The organism is Streptomyces sp. NPDC005931, assembly GCF_042871235.1.
In the GTDB taxonomy this organism is placed as follows: Bacteria; Actinomycetota; Actinomycetes; order Streptomycetales; family Streptomycetaceae; genus Streptomyces.
The window spans coordinates 135567-155393 of the sequence record NZ_JBIAIG010000002.1; the positions used below are offsets into that span (position 1 = coordinate 135567).

General features: G+C 70.7%; 16 protein-coding genes. 10 read left to right on the forward strand and 6 right to left on the reverse strand.

Annotated elements, in window-relative coordinates; genetic code table 11:
* Nucleotides 1-56: 56 nt before the first annotated feature.
* On the reverse strand, nt 57-2492 hold the full coding sequence (gene lon / locus ACFYOV_RS04505; RefSeq protein WP_389082741.1) for an endopeptidase La: 2436 nt from the start codon (nt 2490-2492) through the stop codon (nt 57-59).
* Between the two features lie 160 nt (nt 2493-2652).
* On the opposite strand from lon, the gene ACFYOV_RS04510 reads away from it, so the two are divergent.
* From ACFYOV_RS04510 to ACFYOV_RS04530, 5 genes are all read left to right on the forward strand, one after another.
* Nucleotides 2653-3357, forward strand: coding sequence for a spermidine synthase (locus ACFYOV_RS04510; protein WP_389082742.1), 705 nt, complete (start codon nt 2653-2655; stop codon nt 3355-3357).
* Nucleotides 3358-3481: 124 nt separating this feature from the next.
* Nucleotides 3482-4222 carry a response regulator transcription factor gene (locus ACFYOV_RS04515; RefSeq protein ID WP_389082745.1) on the forward strand — a complete coding sequence of 247 codons (741 nt, stop codon included), beginning with the start codon at nt 3482-3484 and terminating at the stop codon, nt 4220-4222.
* Nucleotides 4219-5331: a sensor histidine kinase gene (locus ACFYOV_RS04520; protein ID WP_389082747.1), complete on the forward strand. Its 1113-nt coding sequence runs from the start codon at nt 4219-4221 to the stop codon at nt 5329-5331. Before ACFYOV_RS04515 ends, ACFYOV_RS04520 begins: the two co-directional genes overlap by 4 nt.
* A 291-nt stretch (nt 5332-5622) precedes the next feature.
* A complete protein-coding gene (locus ACFYOV_RS04525) occupies nt 5623-9438 on the forward strand; it encodes a multifunctional oxoglutarate decarboxylase/oxoglutarate dehydrogenase thiamine pyrophosphate-binding subunit/dihydrolipoyllysine-residue succinyltransferase subunit (protein ID WP_389082750.1) in 3816 nt (1271 codons plus the stop codon).
* A gap of 97 nt (nt 9439-9535) precedes the next feature.
* On the forward strand, nt 9536-9715 hold the full coding sequence (locus tag ACFYOV_RS04530; RefSeq protein ID WP_028420339.1) for a DUF6104 family protein: 180 nt from the start codon (nt 9536-9538) through the stop codon (nt 9713-9715).
* Between the two features lie 104 nt (nt 9716-9819).
* Here ACFYOV_RS04530 and ACFYOV_RS04535 read toward each other — a convergent pair whose 3' ends face one another.
* Nucleotides 9820-10710 carry a hypothetical protein gene (locus tag ACFYOV_RS04535; RefSeq protein WP_389082753.1) on the reverse strand — a complete coding sequence of 297 codons (891 nt, stop codon included), beginning with the start codon at nt 10708-10710 and terminating at the stop codon, nt 9820-9822.
* Between the two features lie 164 nt (nt 10711-10874).
* Between ACFYOV_RS04535 and ACFYOV_RS04540 the strand changes: the two genes are divergently transcribed.
* Both ACFYOV_RS04540 and ACFYOV_RS04545 read left to right on the forward strand, forming a co-directional pair.
* A complete protein-coding gene (locus ACFYOV_RS04540; protein WP_389082755.1) occupies nt 10875-11843 on the forward strand; it encodes a DUF4097 domain-containing protein in 969 nt (322 codons plus the stop codon).
* A gap of 1 nt (nt 11844) precedes the next feature.
* Nucleotides 11845-12903, forward strand: a complete 1059-nt coding sequence (locus tag ACFYOV_RS04545) for a helix-turn-helix transcriptional regulator (protein WP_389082757.1) — start codon at nt 11845-11847, stop codon at nt 12901-12903.
* 4 nt (nt 12904-12907) lie between these two features.
* On the opposite strand, the gene ACFYOV_RS04550 is transcribed toward ACFYOV_RS04545, so the two are convergent.
* From ACFYOV_RS04550 to ACFYOV_RS04565, 4 genes are all read right to left on the reverse strand, one after another.
* Nucleotides 12908-13471, reverse strand: coding sequence for a Clp protease N-terminal domain-containing protein (locus tag ACFYOV_RS04550; protein WP_389082759.1), 564 nt, complete (start codon nt 13469-13471; stop codon nt 12908-12910).
* The gene (locus tag ACFYOV_RS04555) at nt 13471-13680 is read right to left on the reverse strand and encodes a helix-turn-helix domain-containing protein (RefSeq protein WP_164336527.1); all 210 of its coding nucleotides are present in this window, start codon (nt 13678-13680) and stop codon (nt 13471-13473) included. Before ACFYOV_RS04555 ends, ACFYOV_RS04550 begins: the two co-directional genes overlap by 1 nt.
* A gap of 102 nt (nt 13681-13782) precedes the next feature.
* Complete coding sequence (locus ACFYOV_RS04560; protein ID WP_389082762.1) at nt 13783-14748, reverse strand: zinc-binding dehydrogenase; 966 nt, start codon at nt 14746-14748, stop codon at nt 13783-13785.
* A 439-nt stretch (nt 14749-15187) separates the two neighbouring features.
* Entirely contained in the window at nt 15188-16435 is a 1248-nt protein-coding gene (locus ACFYOV_RS04565; RefSeq protein ID WP_389082765.1) for an NADP-dependent malic enzyme, read from the reverse strand.
* A gap of 587 nt (nt 16436-17022) precedes the next feature.
* Here ACFYOV_RS04565 and ACFYOV_RS04570 point away from each other — a divergent pair.
* The 3 genes from ACFYOV_RS04570 to ACFYOV_RS04580 are packed head-to-tail and all read left to right on the forward strand — an operon-like array spanning nt 17023 to nt 19759.
* On the forward strand, nt 17023-17985 hold the full coding sequence (locus tag ACFYOV_RS04570; protein WP_389082767.1) for an ABC transporter substrate-binding protein: 963 nt from the start codon (nt 17023-17025) through the stop codon (nt 17983-17985).
* Nucleotides 17986-18017: 32 nt separating this feature from the next.
* Nucleotides 18018-18956, forward strand: a complete 939-nt coding sequence (locus ACFYOV_RS04575) for an amino acid ABC transporter permease (RefSeq protein WP_389082770.1) — start codon at nt 18018-18020, stop codon at nt 18954-18956.
* Between the two features lie 50 nt (nt 18957-19006).
* The gene (locus ACFYOV_RS04580; RefSeq protein ID WP_389084038.1) at nt 19007-19759 is read left to right on the forward strand and encodes an amino acid ABC transporter ATP-binding protein; all 753 of its coding nucleotides are present in this window, start codon (nt 19007-19009) and stop codon (nt 19757-19759) included.
* Nucleotides 19760-19827: the final 68 nt, after the last annotated feature.

A 19827-nucleotide genomic window follows, 5' to 3' on the forward strand; every position in this document is an offset into this window, starting at 1 on the left:
GCCTCCCTCACGGGACCCGGGCCTCCCCTCTTTCCGGCCGCGTCCTCCCCCCGTGCCTAAGACCTGGGGGGTACCCCCATCGCCGCGACCGGGACCTCCGGCGCCGCGCCGCTGGTGGCCGGCGACAGCGCCAGCTCGAGCACCTGGCGGACGTCGGTGACGGTGTGGACGTCGAGCTTGTCCAGCACCTCCGCCGGGACGTCGTCCAGGTCGGGCTCGTTCCGCCGGGGGATGATCACGGTCCTGACACCCGCCCGGTGCGCCGCGAGCAGCTTCTGCTTCACCCCGCCGATCGGCAGCACCCGCCCGGTCAGCGAGACCTCGCCGGTCATCGCCACATCGGTGCGGACCAGCCGGCCGGAGAGCAGCGAGGCCAGCGCGGTGGTCATGGTGATGCCCGCACTGGGGCCGTCCTTGGGCACCGCGCCCGCCGGGAAGTGAATGTGCACGCCCCGGTCCTTCAGGTCGCCCACCGGCAGCTCCAGCTCGGCCCCGCGGCTGCGCAGGAAGCTCAGCGCGATCTGCGCCGACTCCTTCATCACGTCGCCCAGCTGCCCGGTCAGGGTGAGCCCCGCCGCACCCGTCTCCGGGTCGGCCAGCGACGCCTCCACGTAGAGGACGTCACCCCCCGCACCGGTCACCGCGAGCCCGGTGGCCACACCGGGGACGGAGGTGCGGCGCTCGGCCGGGTCCTGGGCGGACTCCGGCACGTGGTGCGGCCGGCCGATCAGGTCCCGCAGGTCGCCTTCCGTCACCGTGAACGGCAGCTCCCGCTCGCCGAGTTCGTGCTGGGCCGCCACCTTGCGCAGCAGCCGTGCGACGGACCGCTCCAGGTTGCGCACGCCTGCCTCGCGCGTGTACTCGCCCGCGAGCCTGCGCAGCGCGCCCTCGTCGATGGTGACCTCGTCCTTGCCGAGACCGGCCCGCTCCAGCTGGCGCGGGAGCAGGTGGTCGCGGGCGATGACGATCTTCTCGTCCTCGGTGTAGCCGTCCAGGCGGACGATCTCCATGCGGTCCGCCAGTGCCTCCGGGACGGCCTCCAAGACGTTGGCGGTGGCGAGGAAGACCACGTCCGACAGGTCCAGCTCGACCTCGAGGTAGTGGTCGCGGAAGGTGTGGTTCTGGGCGGGGTCCAGCACCTCGAGGAGGGCGGCGGCCGGGTCGCCCCGGAAGTCCGATCCCACCTTGTCGATCTCGTCGAGCAGCACCACCGGGTTCATCGACCCGGCCTCCTTGACGGCCCGCACGATCCGGCCCGGCAGCGCGCCGACGTACGTGCGCCGGTGGCCGCGGATCTCCGCCTCGTCGCGGACGCCGCCGAGGGCGACGCGGACGAACTTGCGGCCCATCGCGTGGGCGACGGACTCGCCGAGGCTCGTCTTGCCGACACCGGGCGGTCCCACGAGGGCCAGCACGGCACCGCCGCGCCGTCCCCCGACGACCCCGAGGCCGCGCTCGGTGCGCCGCTTGCGCACCGCCAGATACTCGGTGATCCGCTCCTTCACGTCCTCCAGGCCCGCGTGCTCGGCGTCCAGCACGGTCTTGGCGCCCTGGATGTCGTAGGCGTCCTCGGTGCGCTCGTTCCACGGCATCTCCAGCACCGTGTCCAGCCAGGTCCGGATCCAGGAGCCCTCGGGCGACTGGTCGGAGGCGCGCTCCAGCTTGTCGACCTCCTTGAGCGCGGCCTCGCGGACCTTCTCCGGCAGGTCGGCGGCCTCCACCCGGGAGCGATAGTCGTCGGACTCCTCGCCGTCCTTCTCGCCGTTCAGCTCGCGCAGCTCCTTGCGGACCGCTTCGAGCTGGCGCCGCAGCAGGAACTCGCGCTGCTGCCGATCGACGCCCTCCTGGACGTCCTTGGCGATGGACTCGGCGACGTCCTGCTCGGCGAGGTGGTCGCGCAGCTGCTGGGTCGCAAGCTTCAGCCGGGCCACCGGATCGGCGGTCTCCAGCAGCGCCACCTTCTGCTCGGTGGTGAGGAAGGGCGAGTAGCCCGAGTTGTCGGCGAGGGCGGAGACGTCGTCGATGGCCTGGACGCGGTCCACGACCTGCCAGGCACCGCGCTTGCGCAGCCAGGCGGTGGCGAGCGCCTTGTACTCCTTGACCAGCTCGGACACCTGTCCGGGCAGCGGGTCGGGCACGCTCTCGTCGATCCGGGTGCCCTCCACCCACAGCGCCGCCCCCGGGCCGGTGGTCCCGGCGCCGATCCTGATCCGGCTCCGGCCGCGGATCAGGGCGCCCGGGTCACCGTCGGCCAACCGGCCGACCTGCTCGACGGTGCCGAGGACGCCGGTCCCGGCGTAGGTCCCGTCGACGCGTGGCACCAGGAGCACCCTGGGCTTGCCCCCCTCGGACTTGGCGGCGGCCTGCGCGGCCTCCACCGCGGCCCGCACCTCGGAGTCGCTCAGGTCCAGCGGGACCACCATCCCGGGCAGCACGACCTCGTCGTCGAGCGGCAGCACAGGCAGGGCGAGCGGTGTGGACTCAGCAGCCATGATCTCCCCTTCGGCAGTCAAGTTGAGCTATGCCGACTCAATGCTCGGGAGCGAGCGGATGTTCCCAGGGGCGCGTTCGCTCTGAGCGATCACCACGCTCGGGCGGGGGACCTTTCCGGGACCGGACCCCCGCCGAGGAGCCCTCTGCCAAGATGAACGGATGTCCACCCCCTACGACATTCCCGAAGTCCTGGACCGTCGCGAGGGCCCGTACGGCGAGGTCGTGCTGCGCAGCCACGGCGGTCTGCTGCAGATCATCGCGAACGGCTGCTTCCTGATGGACACCTCCGACGGGCGCTCGGAACGCCGGCTCGTCGACGCGGCCCTGGCCGCCCTGGAGGACGCCGACGCGCGCGCGGGGCTCGCGCCGCGCCGCGGACCGCACCTCCTGATCGGCGGACTGGGCGTCGGCTTCTCGCTCGCACACGCCGCCGCGGACCCGCGATGGGGGCGGATCACCGTCGTGGAGCGCGAACCGGCCGTCATCGACTGGCACTGCTCCGGCCCGCTCGCCGTCCTCTCCGCCGAGGCGCTCGCCGACTCCCGCACACGCATCGTGGAGGCGGATCTGGTGGCGTACGTCAATGAGACATCGGACACGTTCGACGCGCTGTGCCTCGACATCGACAACGGGCCGGACTGGACCGTCACGGACGGCAACGGCGGCTTGTACTCGCCGGCCGGACTGGCAAGCTGCGCAAGGGTGTTGAGGTCACGCGGGGTCTTGGCGGTGTGGTCGGCCAAGCCGTCCCCGGAATTCGAGGGAACCATGCGGAATGCCGGGTTCCAACGGGTGCGTACCGAAGAGATCCCCGTTGCCCGGGGCGTTCCGGACGTCGTGCACCTCGGCATCGGCCCTGGATAGAAATGGCGTGGTGACTCCCCGTACGCTGCTGCCCTGACGCCGATCATTCAAGCGTCAATCGCAAGCATGCGCAGATGACGGATCACCCCACGGATTCCGGAAAAGCACACTTCAGGGGCGGGCGATGGAGCAGACACACACCTCCCACAACGGCACGGCGGCGGCCACCCCCGGCGCACAGCGCCGGATCCTGGTGGTCGAGGACGACGCGACGATCGTGGACGCCATCGCGACCCGCCTTCGTGCCGAGGGATTCCTGGTGCAAACGGCGGGCGACGGCCCGTCCGCGGTCGACACGGCCGAGGCGTGGCAGCCCGACCTGTTGATCCTCGACATCATGCTGCCCGGCTTCGACGGCCTGGAGGTCTGCCGCCGCGTGCAGGCGCAGCGGCCGGTGCCGGTGCTGATGCTCACCGCGCGGGACGACGAGACCGACATGCTGGTGGGGCTCGGCGTGGGCGCCGACGACTACATGACCAAGCCGTTCTCCATGCGGGAACTCGCCGCGCGGGTGCACGTGCTGCTGCGCCGGGTGGAGCGGGCGGCCCTCGCGGCCACCACTCCGCGCAGCGGCATCCTGCGGCTGGGCGAGCTGGAGATCGACCACGCGCAGCGCCGGGTGCGCGTGCGCAGCGAGGACGTCCACCTGACGCCCACCGAGTTCGACCTGCTGGTGTGCCTGGCGAACACGCCCCGCGCGGTGCTGTCCCGCGAGCAGCTGCTCGCCGAGGTGTGGGACTGGGCGGACGCCTCCGGCACCCGGACCGTCGACAGCCACATCAAGGCGCTGCGCCGGAAGATCGGCGCCGAGCGCATCCGCACCGTGCACGGCGTGGGCTACGCCCTGGAGACGCCGACGCCATGAGCGACGGGCCGGCCGCGCGGAGAGGCTCCGGGGCGCCAGGTCCCTGGGGCGGCGTACGCCCGTTCTCCATCAAGACCAAGCTGGGGGCACTGGTCGTCGTCTCGGTCCTGATCACCACGGGGCTGTCGGTGATCGCCGTGCACACCAAGACGGAGCTGCGCTTCATCACGGTCTTCTCAATGATCGCCACACTGCTGATCACGCAGTTCGTGGCCCACTCGCTCACCGCCCCGCTGGACGACATGAACACGGTGGCCCGGTCCATCTCGCAGGGCGACTACACCCGCCGGGTGCGGGAGAACCGCCGGGACGAGCTGGGCGACCTGGCCCAGACGATCAACGTCATGGCCGACGAGCTGGAGGCACAGGACCGCCAGCGCAAGGAGCTGGTGGCCAACGTCTCGCACGAGCTGCGCACCCCGATCGCGGGTCTGCGCGCGGTGCTGGAGAACATCGTCGACGGCGTCACCGAGGCCGACCCCGAGACCATGCGCACGGCGTTGAAACAGACCGAGCGCCTCGGGCGCCTGGTGGAGACCCTCCTGGACCTCTCCCGCCTGGACAACGGCGTCGTCCCGCTGCGCAAGCGGCGGTTCGAGGTGTGGCCGTATCTCTCCGGCGTCCTGAAGGAGGCCAACATGGTGGCCTCCGCGCGGGCGGGCATGGCCACCGGGTCCGGCAGCCACACACGCACGGACGTCCATCTGCACCTGGACGTCACGCCCCTGGACCTCACCGCGCACGCCGACCCCGAGCGCATCCACCAGGTCGTCGCCAACCTCATCGACAACGCGGTCAAGCACAGCCCGCCGCACGGCCGCGTCACCGTGAAGGCGCGGCGCGGGCCGCAGCCGGAGTCGCTGGAACTGGAGGTCCTGGACGAGGGGCCCGGCATCCCGCGCACCGAGTGGCACCGCGTCTTCGAGCGGTTCAACCGGGGCCGCGCCGACCGCCCGCACGGCCCCGGCAGCGACGGCGGGACGGGCCTGGGCCTGGCGATCGCCCGCTGGGCCGTCGAACTCCACGGCGGCCGGATCGGAGTGGCCGAATCCGAGCGTGGTTGCCGGATCCTTGTCACTCTTCCGGGAGCGCCATCCGTGTCGAGTTGACGTACAGTTCGAAGCGGAGCCACAAGATCCTTGCGCGTCGTCCCTGGCGGACACGTGTGATCAGGCACAGGCCCGCGCCCCTCGGGCGACGGGTCGGGCTCGCCCCTTCCCCCATACGGCCGACCGAGGCGAAACCCCGGTTGTTTCCCGCCATTTCCAGCGCCGAAACACCCTTGAAGATGTGACTTACGCGACGATGAACGGGCCCGACCTGACCATCCCGCTCTTGGGGGCGTAGCCTTTATTTCCGCTGTCCATCACCTTGTGAAGCGGAAGAGGGCGGTTGCCGCCGTGTCGCCACAGTCCCCCAGTAACTCGAGCTCCCCCAGCCTCCGGCCGGGCGGTGCCCCCACGACCGACACCGACCAAGCGGGCAAGAACCCCGCTGCGGCGTTCGGTGCCAATGAGTGGCTCGTCGACGAGATCTATCAGCAGTACCTCCAGGACCCGAACTCGGTGGACCGAGCCTGGTGGGACTTCTTCGCCGACTACAAGCCGGGGGCGCCTGCGACCTCGGCCCCGGCGGGTACCGCGGCCGCGGGGGCCGCGGGGACCTCCCCGTCCACCTCGCAGCAGACCGCTCCGGCCCAGCCCGCCGCCGCGGCGCCCGCGCAGCCCGCGCCGGCGAAGCCCGCCGCCCAGGCCCCGACCCCGGCGCCCGCCCCGGCGAAGCCCGCCGCGCCCGCCGCCCGGCCGACCGCCGCGAAGCCCAAGGCCGAACCGGCCACCGAGGCCAAGGAAGGCCCGGAGCAGGTGACCCTGCGCGGCCCGTCCGCCGCCGTGGCGAAGAACATGGACGCCTCGCTGGAGCTGCCCACGGCCACGTCCGTGCGCGCGGTCCCGGTGAAGCTGCTGTTCGACAACCGCATCGTCATCAACAACCACCTCAAGCGCGCCCGCGGCGGGAAGATCTCCTTCACGCACATCATCGGCTACGCCATGGTCCAGGCCATCAAGGCGATGCCGTCGATGAACTGGCACTACGCGAAGGTGGACGGCAAGCCCACCCTGGTCAAGCCGGAGCACGTCAACCTCGGTCTCGCCATCGACCTGGTCAAGCCCAACGGCGACCGCCAGCTGGTCGTCGCGGCGATCAAGAAGGCCGAGACGCTGAACTTCTTCGAGTTCTGGCAGGCCTACGAGGACATCGTCCGTCGCGCCCGCGACAACAAGCTGACGATGGACGACTTCACCGGTGTCACGGTCTCCCTGACCAACCCCGGCGGCCTCGGCACCGTCCACTCCGTGCCGCGGCTGATGCCCGGCCAGTCGGTCATCATGGGCGTCGGCTCCATGGACTACCCGGCCGAGTTCCAGGGCACCAGCCAGGACACGCTGAACAAGCTCGGCGTCTCGAAGGTCATGACCCTCACGTCGACCTACGACCACCGGGTCATCCAGGGCGCCGCCTCCGGCGAGTTCCTGCGCGGCGTCGCCAATCTCCTGCTCGGCGAGAACGGCTTCTACGACGACGTCTTCGAGGCGCTGCGCATCCCCTACGAGCCGGTCCGCTGGCTCAAGGACATCGACGCGTCCCACGACGACGACGTCACCAAGGCCGCCCGCGTCTTCGAGCTGATCCACTCCTACCGGGTCCGCGGCCACGTCATGGCCGACACCGACCCGCTGGAGTACCGCCAGCGCAAGCACCCCGACCTGGACATCGTCGAGCACGGCCTCACCCTGTGGGACCTGGAGCGCGAGTTCGCCGTCGGCGGCTTCGCCGGCAAGTCGATGATGAAGCTGCGCGACATCCTCGGCGTGCTGCGCGACTCGTACTGCCGCACCACCGGCATCGAGTTCATGCACATCCAGGACCCCAAGCAGCGCAAGTGGATCCAGGACCGGGTGGAGCGCCCGCACACCAAGCCCGAGCGCGAGGAGCAGCTGCGCATCCTGCGCCGGCTGAACGCGGCGGAGGCGTTCGAGACCTTCCTGCAGACCAAGTACGTCGGCCAGAAGCGCTTCTCGCTGGAGGGCGGCGAGTCCGTCATCCCGCTGCTCGACGCGGTGCTGGACTCGGCCGCCGAGTCCCGTCTGGACGAGGTCGTCATCGGCATGGCCCACCGCGGCCGCCTGAACGTGCTCGCCAACATCGTCGGCAAGTCGTACGCACAGATCTTCCGCGAGTTCGAGGGGAACCTCGACCCGAAGTCGATGCACGGCTCCGGCGACGTGAAGTACCACCTGGGCGCCGAGGGCACCTTCACCGGCCTGGACGGCGAGCAGATCAAGGTCTCCCTGGTCGCCAACCCCTCCCACCTGGAGGCCGTCGACCCGGTCCTGGAGGGCGTCGCCCGCGCCAAGCAGGACATCATCGGCAAGGGTGGCACGGACTTCACCGTCCTGCCGGTGGCGATCCACGGCGACGCGGCCTTCGCGGGCCAGGGCGTGGTGGCCGAGACCCTGAACATGTCGCAGCTGCGCGGCTACCGCACCGGCGGCACGGTCCACATCGTCATCAACAACCAGGTCGGCTTCACGGCCGCTCCGGAATCGTCCCGCTCGTCGATGTACGCGACGGACGTGGCGAGGATGATCGAGGCCCCGATCTTCCACGTGAACGGCGACGACCCCGAGGCGGTCGTCCGCGTCGCCCGCCTGGCCTTCGAGTTCCGCCAGGCGTTCAACAAGGACGTCGTGATCGACCTCATCTGCTACCGCCGCCGCGGTCACAACGAGTCGGACAACCCGGCCTTCACCCAGCCGCTGATGTACGACCTGATCGACAAGAAGCGCTCGGTTCGCAAGCTGTACACCGAGTCCCTGATCGGTCGCGGCGACATCACCCTGGAAGAGGCGGAGCAGGCGCTCCAGGACTACCAGGGCCAGCTCGAGAAGGTCTTCACGGAGGTCCGCGAGGCCACCTCGCAGCCGTCCGCCGTGGCGCCGTCCGACCCGCAGGCCGAGTTCCCTGTCGCCGTGAACACCGCGGTGACCACGGAGGTCGTCAAGCGGATCGCCGAGTCGCAGGTCAACATCCCCGACCACATCACCGTCCACCCGCGTCTGCTGCCGCAGCTCCAGCGCCGGGCCGCCATGGTCGAGGACGGCACCATCGACTGGGGCATGGGCGAGACCCTCGCCTTCGGCTCGCTGCTCCTGGAGGGCGTCCCGGTCCGCCTCGCGGGCCAGGACTCCCAGCGAGGCACCTTCGGCCAGCGCCACGCGGTGATCATCGACCGCAGCACGGGCGAGGAGTACACGCCGCTGCAGTACCTCTCCGAGGACCAGGCGCGGCTGAACGTCTACAACTCCCTGCTGTCCGAGTACGCGGCGATGGGCTTCGAGTACGGCTACTCGCTGGCCCGCCCCGACGCGCTCGTGCTGTGGGAGGCGCAGTTCGGCGACTTCGTCAACGGCGCGCAGACGGTCGTGGACGAGTTCATCTCGTCGGCCGAGCAGAAGTGGGCCCAGACGTCCGGCGTCGTCCTGCTCCTGCCGCACGGCTACGAGGGCCAGGGCCCGGACCACTCGTCCGCCCGCCCGGAGCGCTTCCTCCAGCTGTGCGCGCAGAAGAACATGACGGTCGCGATGCCGACGTCCCCGTCGAACTACTTCCACCTCCTGCGGTGGCAGGTGCACAACCCGCACCACAAGCCGCTGGTCGTCTTCACCCCGAAGTCGATGCTGCGCCTGAAGGCGGCGGCCTCGAGGGCGGAGGAGTTCACCACGGGCCAGTTCCGCCCGGTCATCGGCGACGCGACGGTCGACCCGGCCGCGGTCCGCAAGGTCGTCTTCTGCGCCGGCAAGGTCTACTACGACCTCGAGGCCGAGCGCCGGAAGCGCGGCGCGACGGACACGGCGATCATCCGCATCGAGCGCCTGTACCCGCTGCCGGGTGCCGAGCTCCAGGCGGAGATCAAGAAGTACCCGAACGCCGAGAAGTACCTGTGGGCCCAGGAGGAGCCGGCGAACCAGGGCGCGTGGCCCTTCATCGCTCTCAACCTGATCGACCACCTGGACCTGGCGGTCGGCGCCGACCTCCCGCACGACGAGCGCCTGCGCCGCATCTCGCGCCCGCACGGCTCGTCCCCGGCGGTCGGCTCCGCGAAGCGCCACCAGGCCGAGCAGGAACAGCTGGTGCGTGAGGTCTTCGAGGCGTAACCGACGCCTGCGAAGCGCCCCGGGCGGTGCCCGACCGGGCCGCACCCCCGCTCCGGGGGTGCGGCCCGGTCGCTTTTTCCCCACCTATCCTTGACCCATGTACTTCACGGACCGTGGCATCGAGGAACTGGAGAAGCGGCGCGGGGAGGAGGAGATCACCTTCGAGTGGCTCGCCGAGCAGCTGCGCACGTTCGTCGATCTCAACCCCGACTTCGAGGTCCCGGTGGAACGCCTGGCGACGTGGCTGGCGCGGCTGGACGACGAGGACGACGAGTAGCACCGGGCTGCCGACGAACAGAGGCGGACAGCGCCGAAGGGCGGCGAGCCGGGGCGGCAGGCTCGGGCCGTCGCGGGGTCGGCGCCGCACCGGCCGGGGTGACGTCAGTCGCGCGGGTGGGTCACGGAGTACGCCACCAGGGCCAGCGTGCCGTGGGCCAGGAGGAGGGCGCCCGCGGTGATCCAGCCGGCGCTGCGGTGCCGTAGGCCCCAGAGAGCCATCGGCAGTCCCGCCGCCAGCTGGGCGACGGCCGGGGCGGGGGTCGTGGCCCAGGACAGCCGCGCGAGGTGCCGGGCGGCGGGCGGGGTGGCGCGTTCCGCGGCCGCCGGCCGCACCTCCCCCTGTTCCGCCGGGCCCCCCTGACCCACGGCCGGAAGCTCCTCGGCGCCCGGCCGCCCGTCGACCTCCCGGACGCCGGGGAGCGGACCGGCGGCCTCGTGCAGACGGGCGGCCGGTGCACCGGGCGTGAGTTCCGGGGGAAGGGACACGCCCGCGCGGCCGAGGACGGCGAGCAGGCCGCTCAGACGGGCGACCGCGTCGGCGGCGGCATCGGGCTCGGTCAGCCGGTCCAGCTCCTGCACGTCCAGCACGGGATCCAGGCCGAGCCGGCCGGCGAACGTGCGCATGGCCTCGTCCATGCCCGCCGGTGTGCCGTTGGCGAGCCACACATAACCGACGGGGCGGCGGAAACCGGAGGCCAGGGTGTAACCGGCCCGGTCGGGGTCCCACCACAGGGCGAGCACGGGCCAGGACGCGCCGACGGCGAGCGCCGAGGCCCAGCCGGCCACCACCCGGTCCACCGGCTCCGCACCCTCCAGCCACGGCCTGCCCTCGGGAACCAGCACGCTCCATCCCTCACCGGCCCCTCCCAGCAGCATCCGCTCACGGAGGAGCCGGGCGACGGGAGCGACGTCCACCGGTTCGACACGGCACAGCAGCAGGGCACCCGGTTCGACGCGGCCCCCACGTCCGGCCTGGGATTTTTCCGTCGGCATGCTCACACGCTAGGGCACTTTGCCCGTTTCGCGCGCCGTCAGCCGATCACCGAAACGTGTGTCTTGACTTTCACCGGCCGCGATATATCGTGAATCACGGAAGACGCGATATGGCGTGATCTGTACGTCCATCCGGCTCCGTTCGTCCGGTCTAGGAGGCCCCCATGTCCGAATGGTCCGTCGCGGAGCCCACGAAGCTCACCTTCGAGGAGCCCGTCACCGATCTCCACGTACGCATCGCCAGTGGCACGGTGAACGTGGTGGGCACGGACGAAGGTTCCGCCCGCCTGGAGGTCTCCGAGATCGAGGGGCCACCCCTGGTCGTGACCCAGCGGGGCGGCACCCTCACGGTCGCCTACGAGGACCTGCCCTGGAAGGGCTTCCTCACCTGGCTGGACCGCAAGGGCTGGCGCCGCAGGGCGGTGGTCTCCCTGGCCGTTCCCGCGCCGACCCGCGTCGAGGTCGGGGTGGTCGGCGCCGGCGCCGTCGTCTCCGGCGTCCGGGGACCGGCGGTGGTGAAGGGCGTCACCGGCGACACGACCCTGGTCGGCCTCTCCGGGCCGGTCCGCGCGGACACCGTCTCGGGGAACCTGGAGGCCCAGGCCGTCACCGGTGACCTGCGGTTCAATTCGGTGTCCGGTGACCTGACGGTGGTCGAGGGCTCCGGCTCCTCCGTCCGGGCCGACTCCGTCAGCGGCTCCATGATCGTGGACCTCGACCCCGACGGCCCCACCGATGTCCGCCTGACCAGCGTCTCGGGCGAGATCGCCATCCGGCTGCCCTGTCCGGCGGACGCGGAGGTGGAGGCCAACACCGCGAGCGGCGCCATCTCCAACGCCTTCGACGGCCTCAGGGTGCACGGCCAGTGGGGCGCCCACAAGATCACCGGCCGTCTCGGCGCAGGCAACGGCAAGCTGCGGGCGACCACCGTCTCCGGTTCCATCGCCCTGCTGCGCCGCCCGCCCGGGGAGGACGAGGACGAGCCGTGGGACGCGCCACCCGCCGGCACCCGCAGCGCAGGCGCCCCGGAGGACGAGGCGCGCACCGGCTCGGGGGAGAATTCCGTCTCCGGCCCGGGCGACGGCACCGCCGACACCCCGGCCGACGGCACGACCGACAAGAAGGTGCTCTGACATGCCCCCCGTCTTCGCCCACGGACGCCTCCGCCTGTATCTGCTCAAGCTGCTCGACGAGGCCCCGCGCCACGGCTACGAGGTGATCCGCCTCCTCGAGGAGCGCTTCCAGGGCCTGTACGCACCGTCGGCGGGCACGGTCTACCCGCGGCTGGCCAAGCTGGAGACCGAGGGACTGGTCACCCACACCACCGAGGGCGGCCGCAAGGTGTACTCGATCACGGACGCCGGGCGCGCCGAACTGTCCGACCGCAGCGGGGAGCTGGACGACCTGGAGCTGGAGATCCGCGAGTCGGTCGCCGAACTGGCGGCCGAGATCCGGGCCGACGTGCGCGGCGCGGCGGGAGATCTGCGCCGGGAGATGCGGGCCGCCGCGAGCCAGGCCCGTCAGGGCAAGGACACGCCGCAGGGCGAAGCGGGCGACGTGTTCGGGACCTTCACGGGACTCGGCGACAAGGACGCCTGGCGCGCCGCCAAGGAGGAAATGCGCCGCGCCCGGCAGGAGTGGAAGGAACAGGCCCGCCGAGCCAAGGACGAGAGCCGCCGCGCCCGCGAGGAGGCCCAGCGCGCTCGTCACCAGGCCAAGGAGGCCCAGGACCGGGCCCAGGAGCAGGTGCAGCGCATGGCCCGCCGGGTCCAGGAGCAGGTGCAGGACCACTTCGCCCGCGGCGACTGGCCGACCGGTTTGAGCGAAGGCCTGACCGAACTGCTCAAGGAGGTGGGCGAGTTCGGCAGGGGCACCTTCGGCCGCCCGGCACCCGACCCTGCCTCCGCCGAGGCGGGTTCCCCCCGGTCGGCCTCCTCCCAGCCGTCGTACTCATACCCCCCGGAGGACTTCCCCGCCGACTACGTCCCGGCCTGGGCCGCGGAGGGTGCCGCCGATTCCACCGGCGACCCGGCCCGCGACCTGGACCGTCTGCTCGACCGCTTCCGGGACGACATCCGTGATCTGGCCCGCGACCACGGCGTAACGCCGGACCAGCTGCGCGATGCCCGGCGTCACCTGTCCACGGCGGCGGCGCACCTCGCGGCCCTCCTGAGCATTCCGAAGGGAACCTGACGCCTCACCCCGCAGCCGCCTCGCCCGCCCCGTACAGCACCCGGCTCAGGGACTCGTAGGTCACCCCGTGATCGGCCAGCACCTCGGCGGGAACACCGGGGCGGGCGGTGAGGGCCATCAGGATGTGCTCGTCCCCGATGCGCCGGTCTCGGTGCCCCATGGCCGCGCGCAGGGCGCCGACCAGCACGTCCTTCGCCTCCTTCCCGAAGGGCCGCCGCCCGGACCACGACGCCGCACTCTGCCGGCCACCGGACAGGGCCCCGATCCCGTGCAGCTCCTCCACCCGGGCGACGATCTCCGAAACGTCGATGCCCAGCCCGGCCAGCGCGTCGGCCTCTGCCCTGGACAGCCCGACGCGTCGGCGCGCCTCCTCGACGGCCGCCCGCACCGACTCCCTGCGCTCCCCGAGCCCGAGCGCGGTCAGCGCGAAGGAGGCCCGGCTGCCCTCCCGCTCCAGCAGGGCGAGCAGCAGATGCTCGGCGTCGACGCGCGGCGCCCCCGCCCGCTCCGCCTGCTCGACCGCCCCCTTCACGACCGCACGGGCGTCCTTCGTGAACCGTTCGAACATCAATGCCTCCCGTACTTCTTGTGCACGGCCTGCCTGCTCACCCCGAGCTCACCGGCGATCTCCTGCCACGACCACCCTTGATTGCGCGCGTTGCGCACCTGCACGGCCTCCAACTGCTCCAGCAGCCTGCGCAGCGCGGCGACGGCCCGCAGGCCGACCCGCGGATCACGATCACCGGCCCGCGCGGCAAGGTCTGTTGCCTCACTCATACTGTCAACCTAGATTGACAATCGGCGCCCGTCAACCCCGGTTGACACAGTGAACGGCCGGCCCGGAAACCCGGACCGGCCGAACGGAGCCGGACACACCCCTCAGGGATTGGTCAGCACGATCTTCCCGAACTGCTCACCCGACGCCATCCGCTCGAAGCCCTCGCGCGCCCGGTCCATCGGCAGCACCTCGTCGATGACGGGCCGCACACCGGTGGCGGCACAGAAGGAGAGCAGATCCTCCAACTCGTCCTTGGTACCCATCGTCGACCCGACGACCTTGAGCTCGAGGAAGAAGATCCGGGTGAGCTCGGCGTGCGAGGGCCGGTCACCACTGGTGGCACCGGAGATCACCAGCGTCCCACCGGGCCGCAGCGACTTCACCGAGTGGGACCAGGTGGCGGCCCCGACGGTCTCGATCACCGCGTCCACCCGCTGCGGCAGCCGTGCGCCGGACTCCAGGGCCTCCACGGCCCCGAGTTCCAGCGCCCGCTTCCGCTTGGCCTCGTCCCTGCTGGTGGCGAACACCCGCAGGCCCGCGGCCCTGCCCAGCACGATCGCCGCGGTCGCCACGCCTCCGCCGGCGCCCTGCACCAGTACGGAGTCACCGGGCCGGACGCCGGCGTTGGTGAACAGCATCCGGTAGGCGGTCAGCCAGGCCGTGGGCAGACAGGCCGCCTCCTCGAAGGACAGCTCCTTCGGCTTGGGCAGCACGTTCCAGGTGGGTACGGCGACCTGCTCGGCGAAGGTGCCCTGGTAGCGCTCGGTCAGGATCGACCGGGGCTCGTCGGGGCCCACCCCGTGACCGCTCTGGCCGATCACGGAGTGCAGGACGACCTCGTTGCCGTCCTCGTCGATCCCGGCGGCGTCACAGCCGAGGATCATCGGCAACTTGTCCTCGGCGAGGCCGACGCCCCGCAGGGACCACAGGTCGTGATGGTTGAGGGAGGCGGCCTTGACCGTGACGGTACTCCAGCCGGGACGGGCCTCGGGAGCCGGACGCTCTCCCAACTCCAGACCGGAGAGCGGCTGGTCGCGGTCGATTCGGGCGGCGTAGACAGCGAACATGACCTTGACGATAGGTTCCTCGCCCCACCGAAGGAACAGCACGGCGCTGTGACACACACCCTCTTGCGGCAGCCGCGCGGGGCGCCCGGCACGCGGCCACGGCGGGGCGCGGGACGGCCGTGTACCCGGGAAGGGGCCCGGACGACCCCCTGAGCACCTGCCCGAGGGTTCCCAGCGAATCCGCACGCGCGCGGTGGGGACAGGACGCGGACCCCGACACCCGCACAGGCCCCGCGCCGCCGTCCCCGCACGCCGCTCCTCCGCCGCAGGCACCCGCACGCGCGCCCGTGCCCGCGCCCGCGCCCGCTCCGACCCATGCGGCCCCACCCACCCGGCCGAACCCCCAGGTAAAGAATCGGCACGGGAATCGGCGCAAGAAAATCGGCCCCGTCCACAAGGGGACGGGGCCGACCAGGGTTCCGCAGGCCGCGGCGGCGACTCAGCGCCGCGCGACACCCTCCGCCCGAGCGGCCGCGGCCACCGCCGCCGTCACCGCCGGAGCGACCCTCTCGTCGAACGGCGACGGGATGACGTAGTCCGCGGCGAGGTCGTCACCCACCACGGCAGCCAGCGCCTCGGCGGCCGCCAGCTTCATCCCTTCGGTGATCCGCGACGCACGCACCTGAAGCGCACCGGCGAAGATCCCCGGGAACGCCAGGACGTTGTTGATCTGGTTCGGGAAGTCCGACCGCCCGGTCGCGACGACCGCCGCGTACTTGTGCGCCACGTCCGGGTGCACCTCGGGATTCGGGTTGGCCATGGCGAAGACGAACGCGCCCTCGGCCATCGACGCCACCGCCGGCTCGGGCACCGTACCGCCGGAGACGCCGATGAAGACGTCGGCACCGGCCAGCGCCTCCTCCAGCGATCCGGACAGCCCCGCCTTGTTGGTGAAGGACGCCAGCTCCTGCTTGATCGGCGTGAGGTCCGCGCGGTCCCGCGACACGACCCCCTTGCGGTCGGCCACCGCGACGTCCCCGATCCCGGCCTCGACCAGCATCTTGGCGATCGCCACGCCCGCCGCGCCCGCCCCGGAGATCACCGCACGCAGATCTCCGAGCGGCCGCCCGCTCAGCCGCGCCGCGTTGCGCAGCGCCGCCAGCGTCACGACCGCCGTACCGTGCTGGTCGTCGTGGAAGACCGGGATGTCCAGCCGCTCCTGGAGCCGCCGCTCGATCTCGAAGCACCGGGGCGCGGAGATGTCCTCCAGGTTCACCCCGCCGAAGGACGGGGCGAGCCGGACCACGGTCTCGATGATCTCGTCCACGTCGGTGCAGCTCAGCGCCAGCGGAACCGCGTCCACGCCGCCGAACTGCTTGAAGAGGATGGCCTTGCCCTCCATGACCGGGAGGGAGGCCTCGGGCCCGATGTCCCCGAGCCCGAGCACGGCCGTACCGTCCGTCACGACGGCGACGACCGAGGACTTCCAGGTGTAGTCGTGGACGAGGTCCGGCTGCTCGGCGATCGCGCTGCACACCTTCGCGACGCCGGGCGTGTACGCCAGGGACAGGTCGTCCTTGTCACGGATCGGCACGGTGGCCTGCACAGCCATCTTGCCGCCGCGGTGCAGCGCGAACGCCGGGTCGAAGGAGTCGAGGGATTCGAGGGGCTCGGCCCCGCTCTCCTGGTCCGTATGACCGTTCCGGCTTTCGCTGTCGCTGCGAGGATTGACAATCTCCGCTGCCACTTGGTTTTACCCCTTAAGTGTTCATGGTTTGAGGGTTTGCCACTCCTGGTGAGGGGTGGGCGGGACCGCGCCGAGCCCGATGAATGGTTACGTACAGGCACAGACGCGACGGGCGCGCCGCACACGCGCCCTGAGCCCCGGATGAGGGGTGTAAAGAACCTTCATACCGGACGGACGGTGCCGACGACGAGTCCATAACGCGAAGGTCACATGACGGTGCACGGACTCATCGACCAATTTCAGGACAAGGCCTGGACAAACGCTCGGCAAGCGCTCGAGGCGTGGCAAAGTTTGCGGCAGCGCCTCCCCTAGCACATGATCTGCCGAAAATCTTCCTGCCGGAACGGCGAATCTCACCAGACTGTCCGTCCTTGAGGTACCGAACTGGAGCAAGTCACACGGCACCCGTTATCCGATTTTGACATTGCTCACCTCCTGAATGGCTCAGTCCGAATGGCAAGATGCCGTAATCACACGAGGTCGCGACACTCGAAGACGTGTGTTCTCGTCGACCTGCGGCACTGTCGACGCCATCGGCAGCTGCCGACCCCATCGGCAACTCCACCCATCCGCCGGAGGAACCCACCATGACCGCAAGCACCACCCGTCGTACCACCGCCGCGCAGTCCCGGCTAGCAGCGGTCGGCGCGATCGCGGTCGCAGGCGCACTGCTTCTCACCGGCTGCGGTGACCAGACCAAGGACAACGGCTCGGGCAACGGCGACGCCACGTCCGCCGCCGCCGCGCCGCTGGCCGACAAGCTGCCCCAGGCGATCCGCGACAAGGGCACCATCAAGGTCGGTTCGGACATCGCCTACGCCCCGGTCGAGTTCAAGGACAGCTCCGGCAAGACGGTCGGCATCGACCCCGACCTCGCCGACGCCATGGGCAAGCAGCTCGGAGTGAAGTTCGAGTTCGAGAACGGCACCTTCGACACCCTGATCACGGGCCTGCGCTCCAAGCGCTACGACATCGCCATGTCCGCGATGACCGACACCAAGGACCGCCAGGAGGGCATCGACTCCGACACCGGCAAGAAGGTCGGCGAGGGCGTCGACTTCGTCGACTACTTCACCGCCGGTGTGTCGGTCTACACCAAGAAGGGTGACGACCAGGGCATCAAGACCTGGTCGGACCTGTGCGGCAAGAAGATCGTGCTCCAGCGCGGCACGGTCTCCGAGGACCTCGCCAAGGCCGAGAACAAGAAGTGCCCGTCCGGCAAGAAGATCACCATCGAGGCCTTCGACAACGACCAGCAGGCCCAGACCCGTCTGCGCGCGGGCGGCGCCGACGCCGGCTCCTCCGACTTCCCGGTCGCCGCGTACGCCGTGAAGACCTCCGGTGGGGGCAAGGACTTCCAGCTGGTCGGCGAGCAGGTCGAGGCCGCCCCGTACGGCATCGCGGTCGCCAAGGACAACGCCCAGCTGCGCGACGCACTCAAGGCCGCCATGGACGCGATCATCCAGAACGGCGAGTACCAGAAGATCCTCGACAAGTGGGGCGTCGCCGAGGGCGCCGTCAAGGAAGCCACCATCAACGGCGGCAAGTGACCGCGCGCGAGCGGCACTGAAAGGCAACACCCGTGACTGTTGACATCGACAAGACGACGGGGCCGGCCGGCACCCCCCCGGCCGGGCCGGAGGCCATCAAGGCCATTCCGGTCCGGCACTACGGGCGGTACGTCTCCGCCGTCGTGGCCCTCGCCCTGCTGGCCGGCGTCATCTACGCCTTCTCCCAGGGCAGGATCAACTGGGACGCGATCCCGGACTACTTCTTCAACGACCGCGTCCTCAGCGGTATGGGCAAGACGCTCCTGCTGACCTTCCTGTCCATGCTGATCGGCATCGTCGGCGGCATCCTGCTCGCCGTGATGCGCCTGTCGAAGAACCCGGTGACCTCGTCGATCGCGTGGTTCTACATCTGGTTCTTCCGCGGCACGCCGGTCCTGGTCCAGCTCATCGTCTGGTTCAACCTGGGCCTGGTCTTCGAGTACATCAACCTCGGGCCGTTCTACAAGGACGAGTGGTCGGACTTCATGACCCCGTTCCTGACGGCACTGCTCGGCCTCGGCCTGAACGAGGCCGCGTACATGGCCGAGATCTGCCGCGCCGGTCTGCTCTCGGTCGACGAGGGGCAGACCGAGGCGGCGCACGCCCTGGGCATGAGCCACTCCAAGACGCTGCGCCGGATCGTGGTCCCGCAGGCGATGCGCGTGATCGTGCCGCCCACGGGCAACGAGGTCATCAACATGCTGAAGACGACCTCGCTGGTCTCGGTCGTCCAGTACTCCGAACTGCTGCGCGTCGCCCAGGACATCGGCCAGACCTCCGGCGCCCCGGCAGAGATGCTGTTCCTGGCCGCGGCCTGGTACCTGGTGCTGACCTCGGTGTTCAGCGTCGGTCAGTACTACCTGGAGCGCTACTACGCCAAGGGCTCGACCCGCCAGCTGCCGCCCACGCCGTGGCAGAAGGTAAAGGCGAACATGCTCTCCCTCGGCCGCCCGAAGGGAGGCGCGGCATGACCAAGAAGGCCAGTACGACGGACTCCGCCCCCGAGCGGACCACCGTCCCCATGGTCAAGGCGGAGGGCGTCCACAAGTCCTTCGGCCCCGTGGAGGTGCTCAAGGGCATCGACCTGGAGGTGAAGTCCGGCGAGGTGTTCTGCCTCATCGGCCCCTCCGGCTCCGGCAAGTCGACCTTCCTCAGGTGCATCAACCACCTGGAGAAGATCAACGCCGGCCGTCTGTACGTGGACGGCGAGCTTGTCGGCTACCGCCAGAAGGGCGACAAGCTGTACGAGCTCAAGGACAGCGAGGTCGCACTGAAGCGCCGGGACATCGGCATGGTGTTCCAGCGGTTCAACCTGTTCCCGCACATGACGGCGCTGGAGAACGTCATCGAGGCGCCGGTGCAGGTCAAGGGCGTGAGCAAGGCCAGGGCCAGGGAGCGCGCCACCGAGCTCCTGGAGCGCGTGGGGCTCGGCGACAAGGCCGGGAACTACCCCTCGCAGCTCTCCGGCGGCCAGCAGCAGCGTGTGGCGATCGCCCGCGCGCTGGCCATGGAGCCGAAGCTGATGCTGTTCGACGAGCCGACGTCCGCCCTGGACCCGGAGCTGGTCGGTGACGTCCTCGACGTCATGCGCGACCTGGCCGAGTCCGGCATGACGATGGTCGTGGTCACCCACGAGATGGGCTTCGCCCGCGAGGTGGGCGACAGCCTGGTCTTCATGGACGGCGGCGTGGTGGTCGAATCCGGACACCCGCGCGAGGTCCTGACCAACCCGCAGCACGAGCGCACCAAGTCGTTCCTGTCCAAGGTGCTCTGACACCGGGGACGCCGGGCGCGGTCCACGCAGGGCGAAGGGCGGTACGGGAAGGCCCGTACCGCCCTTCG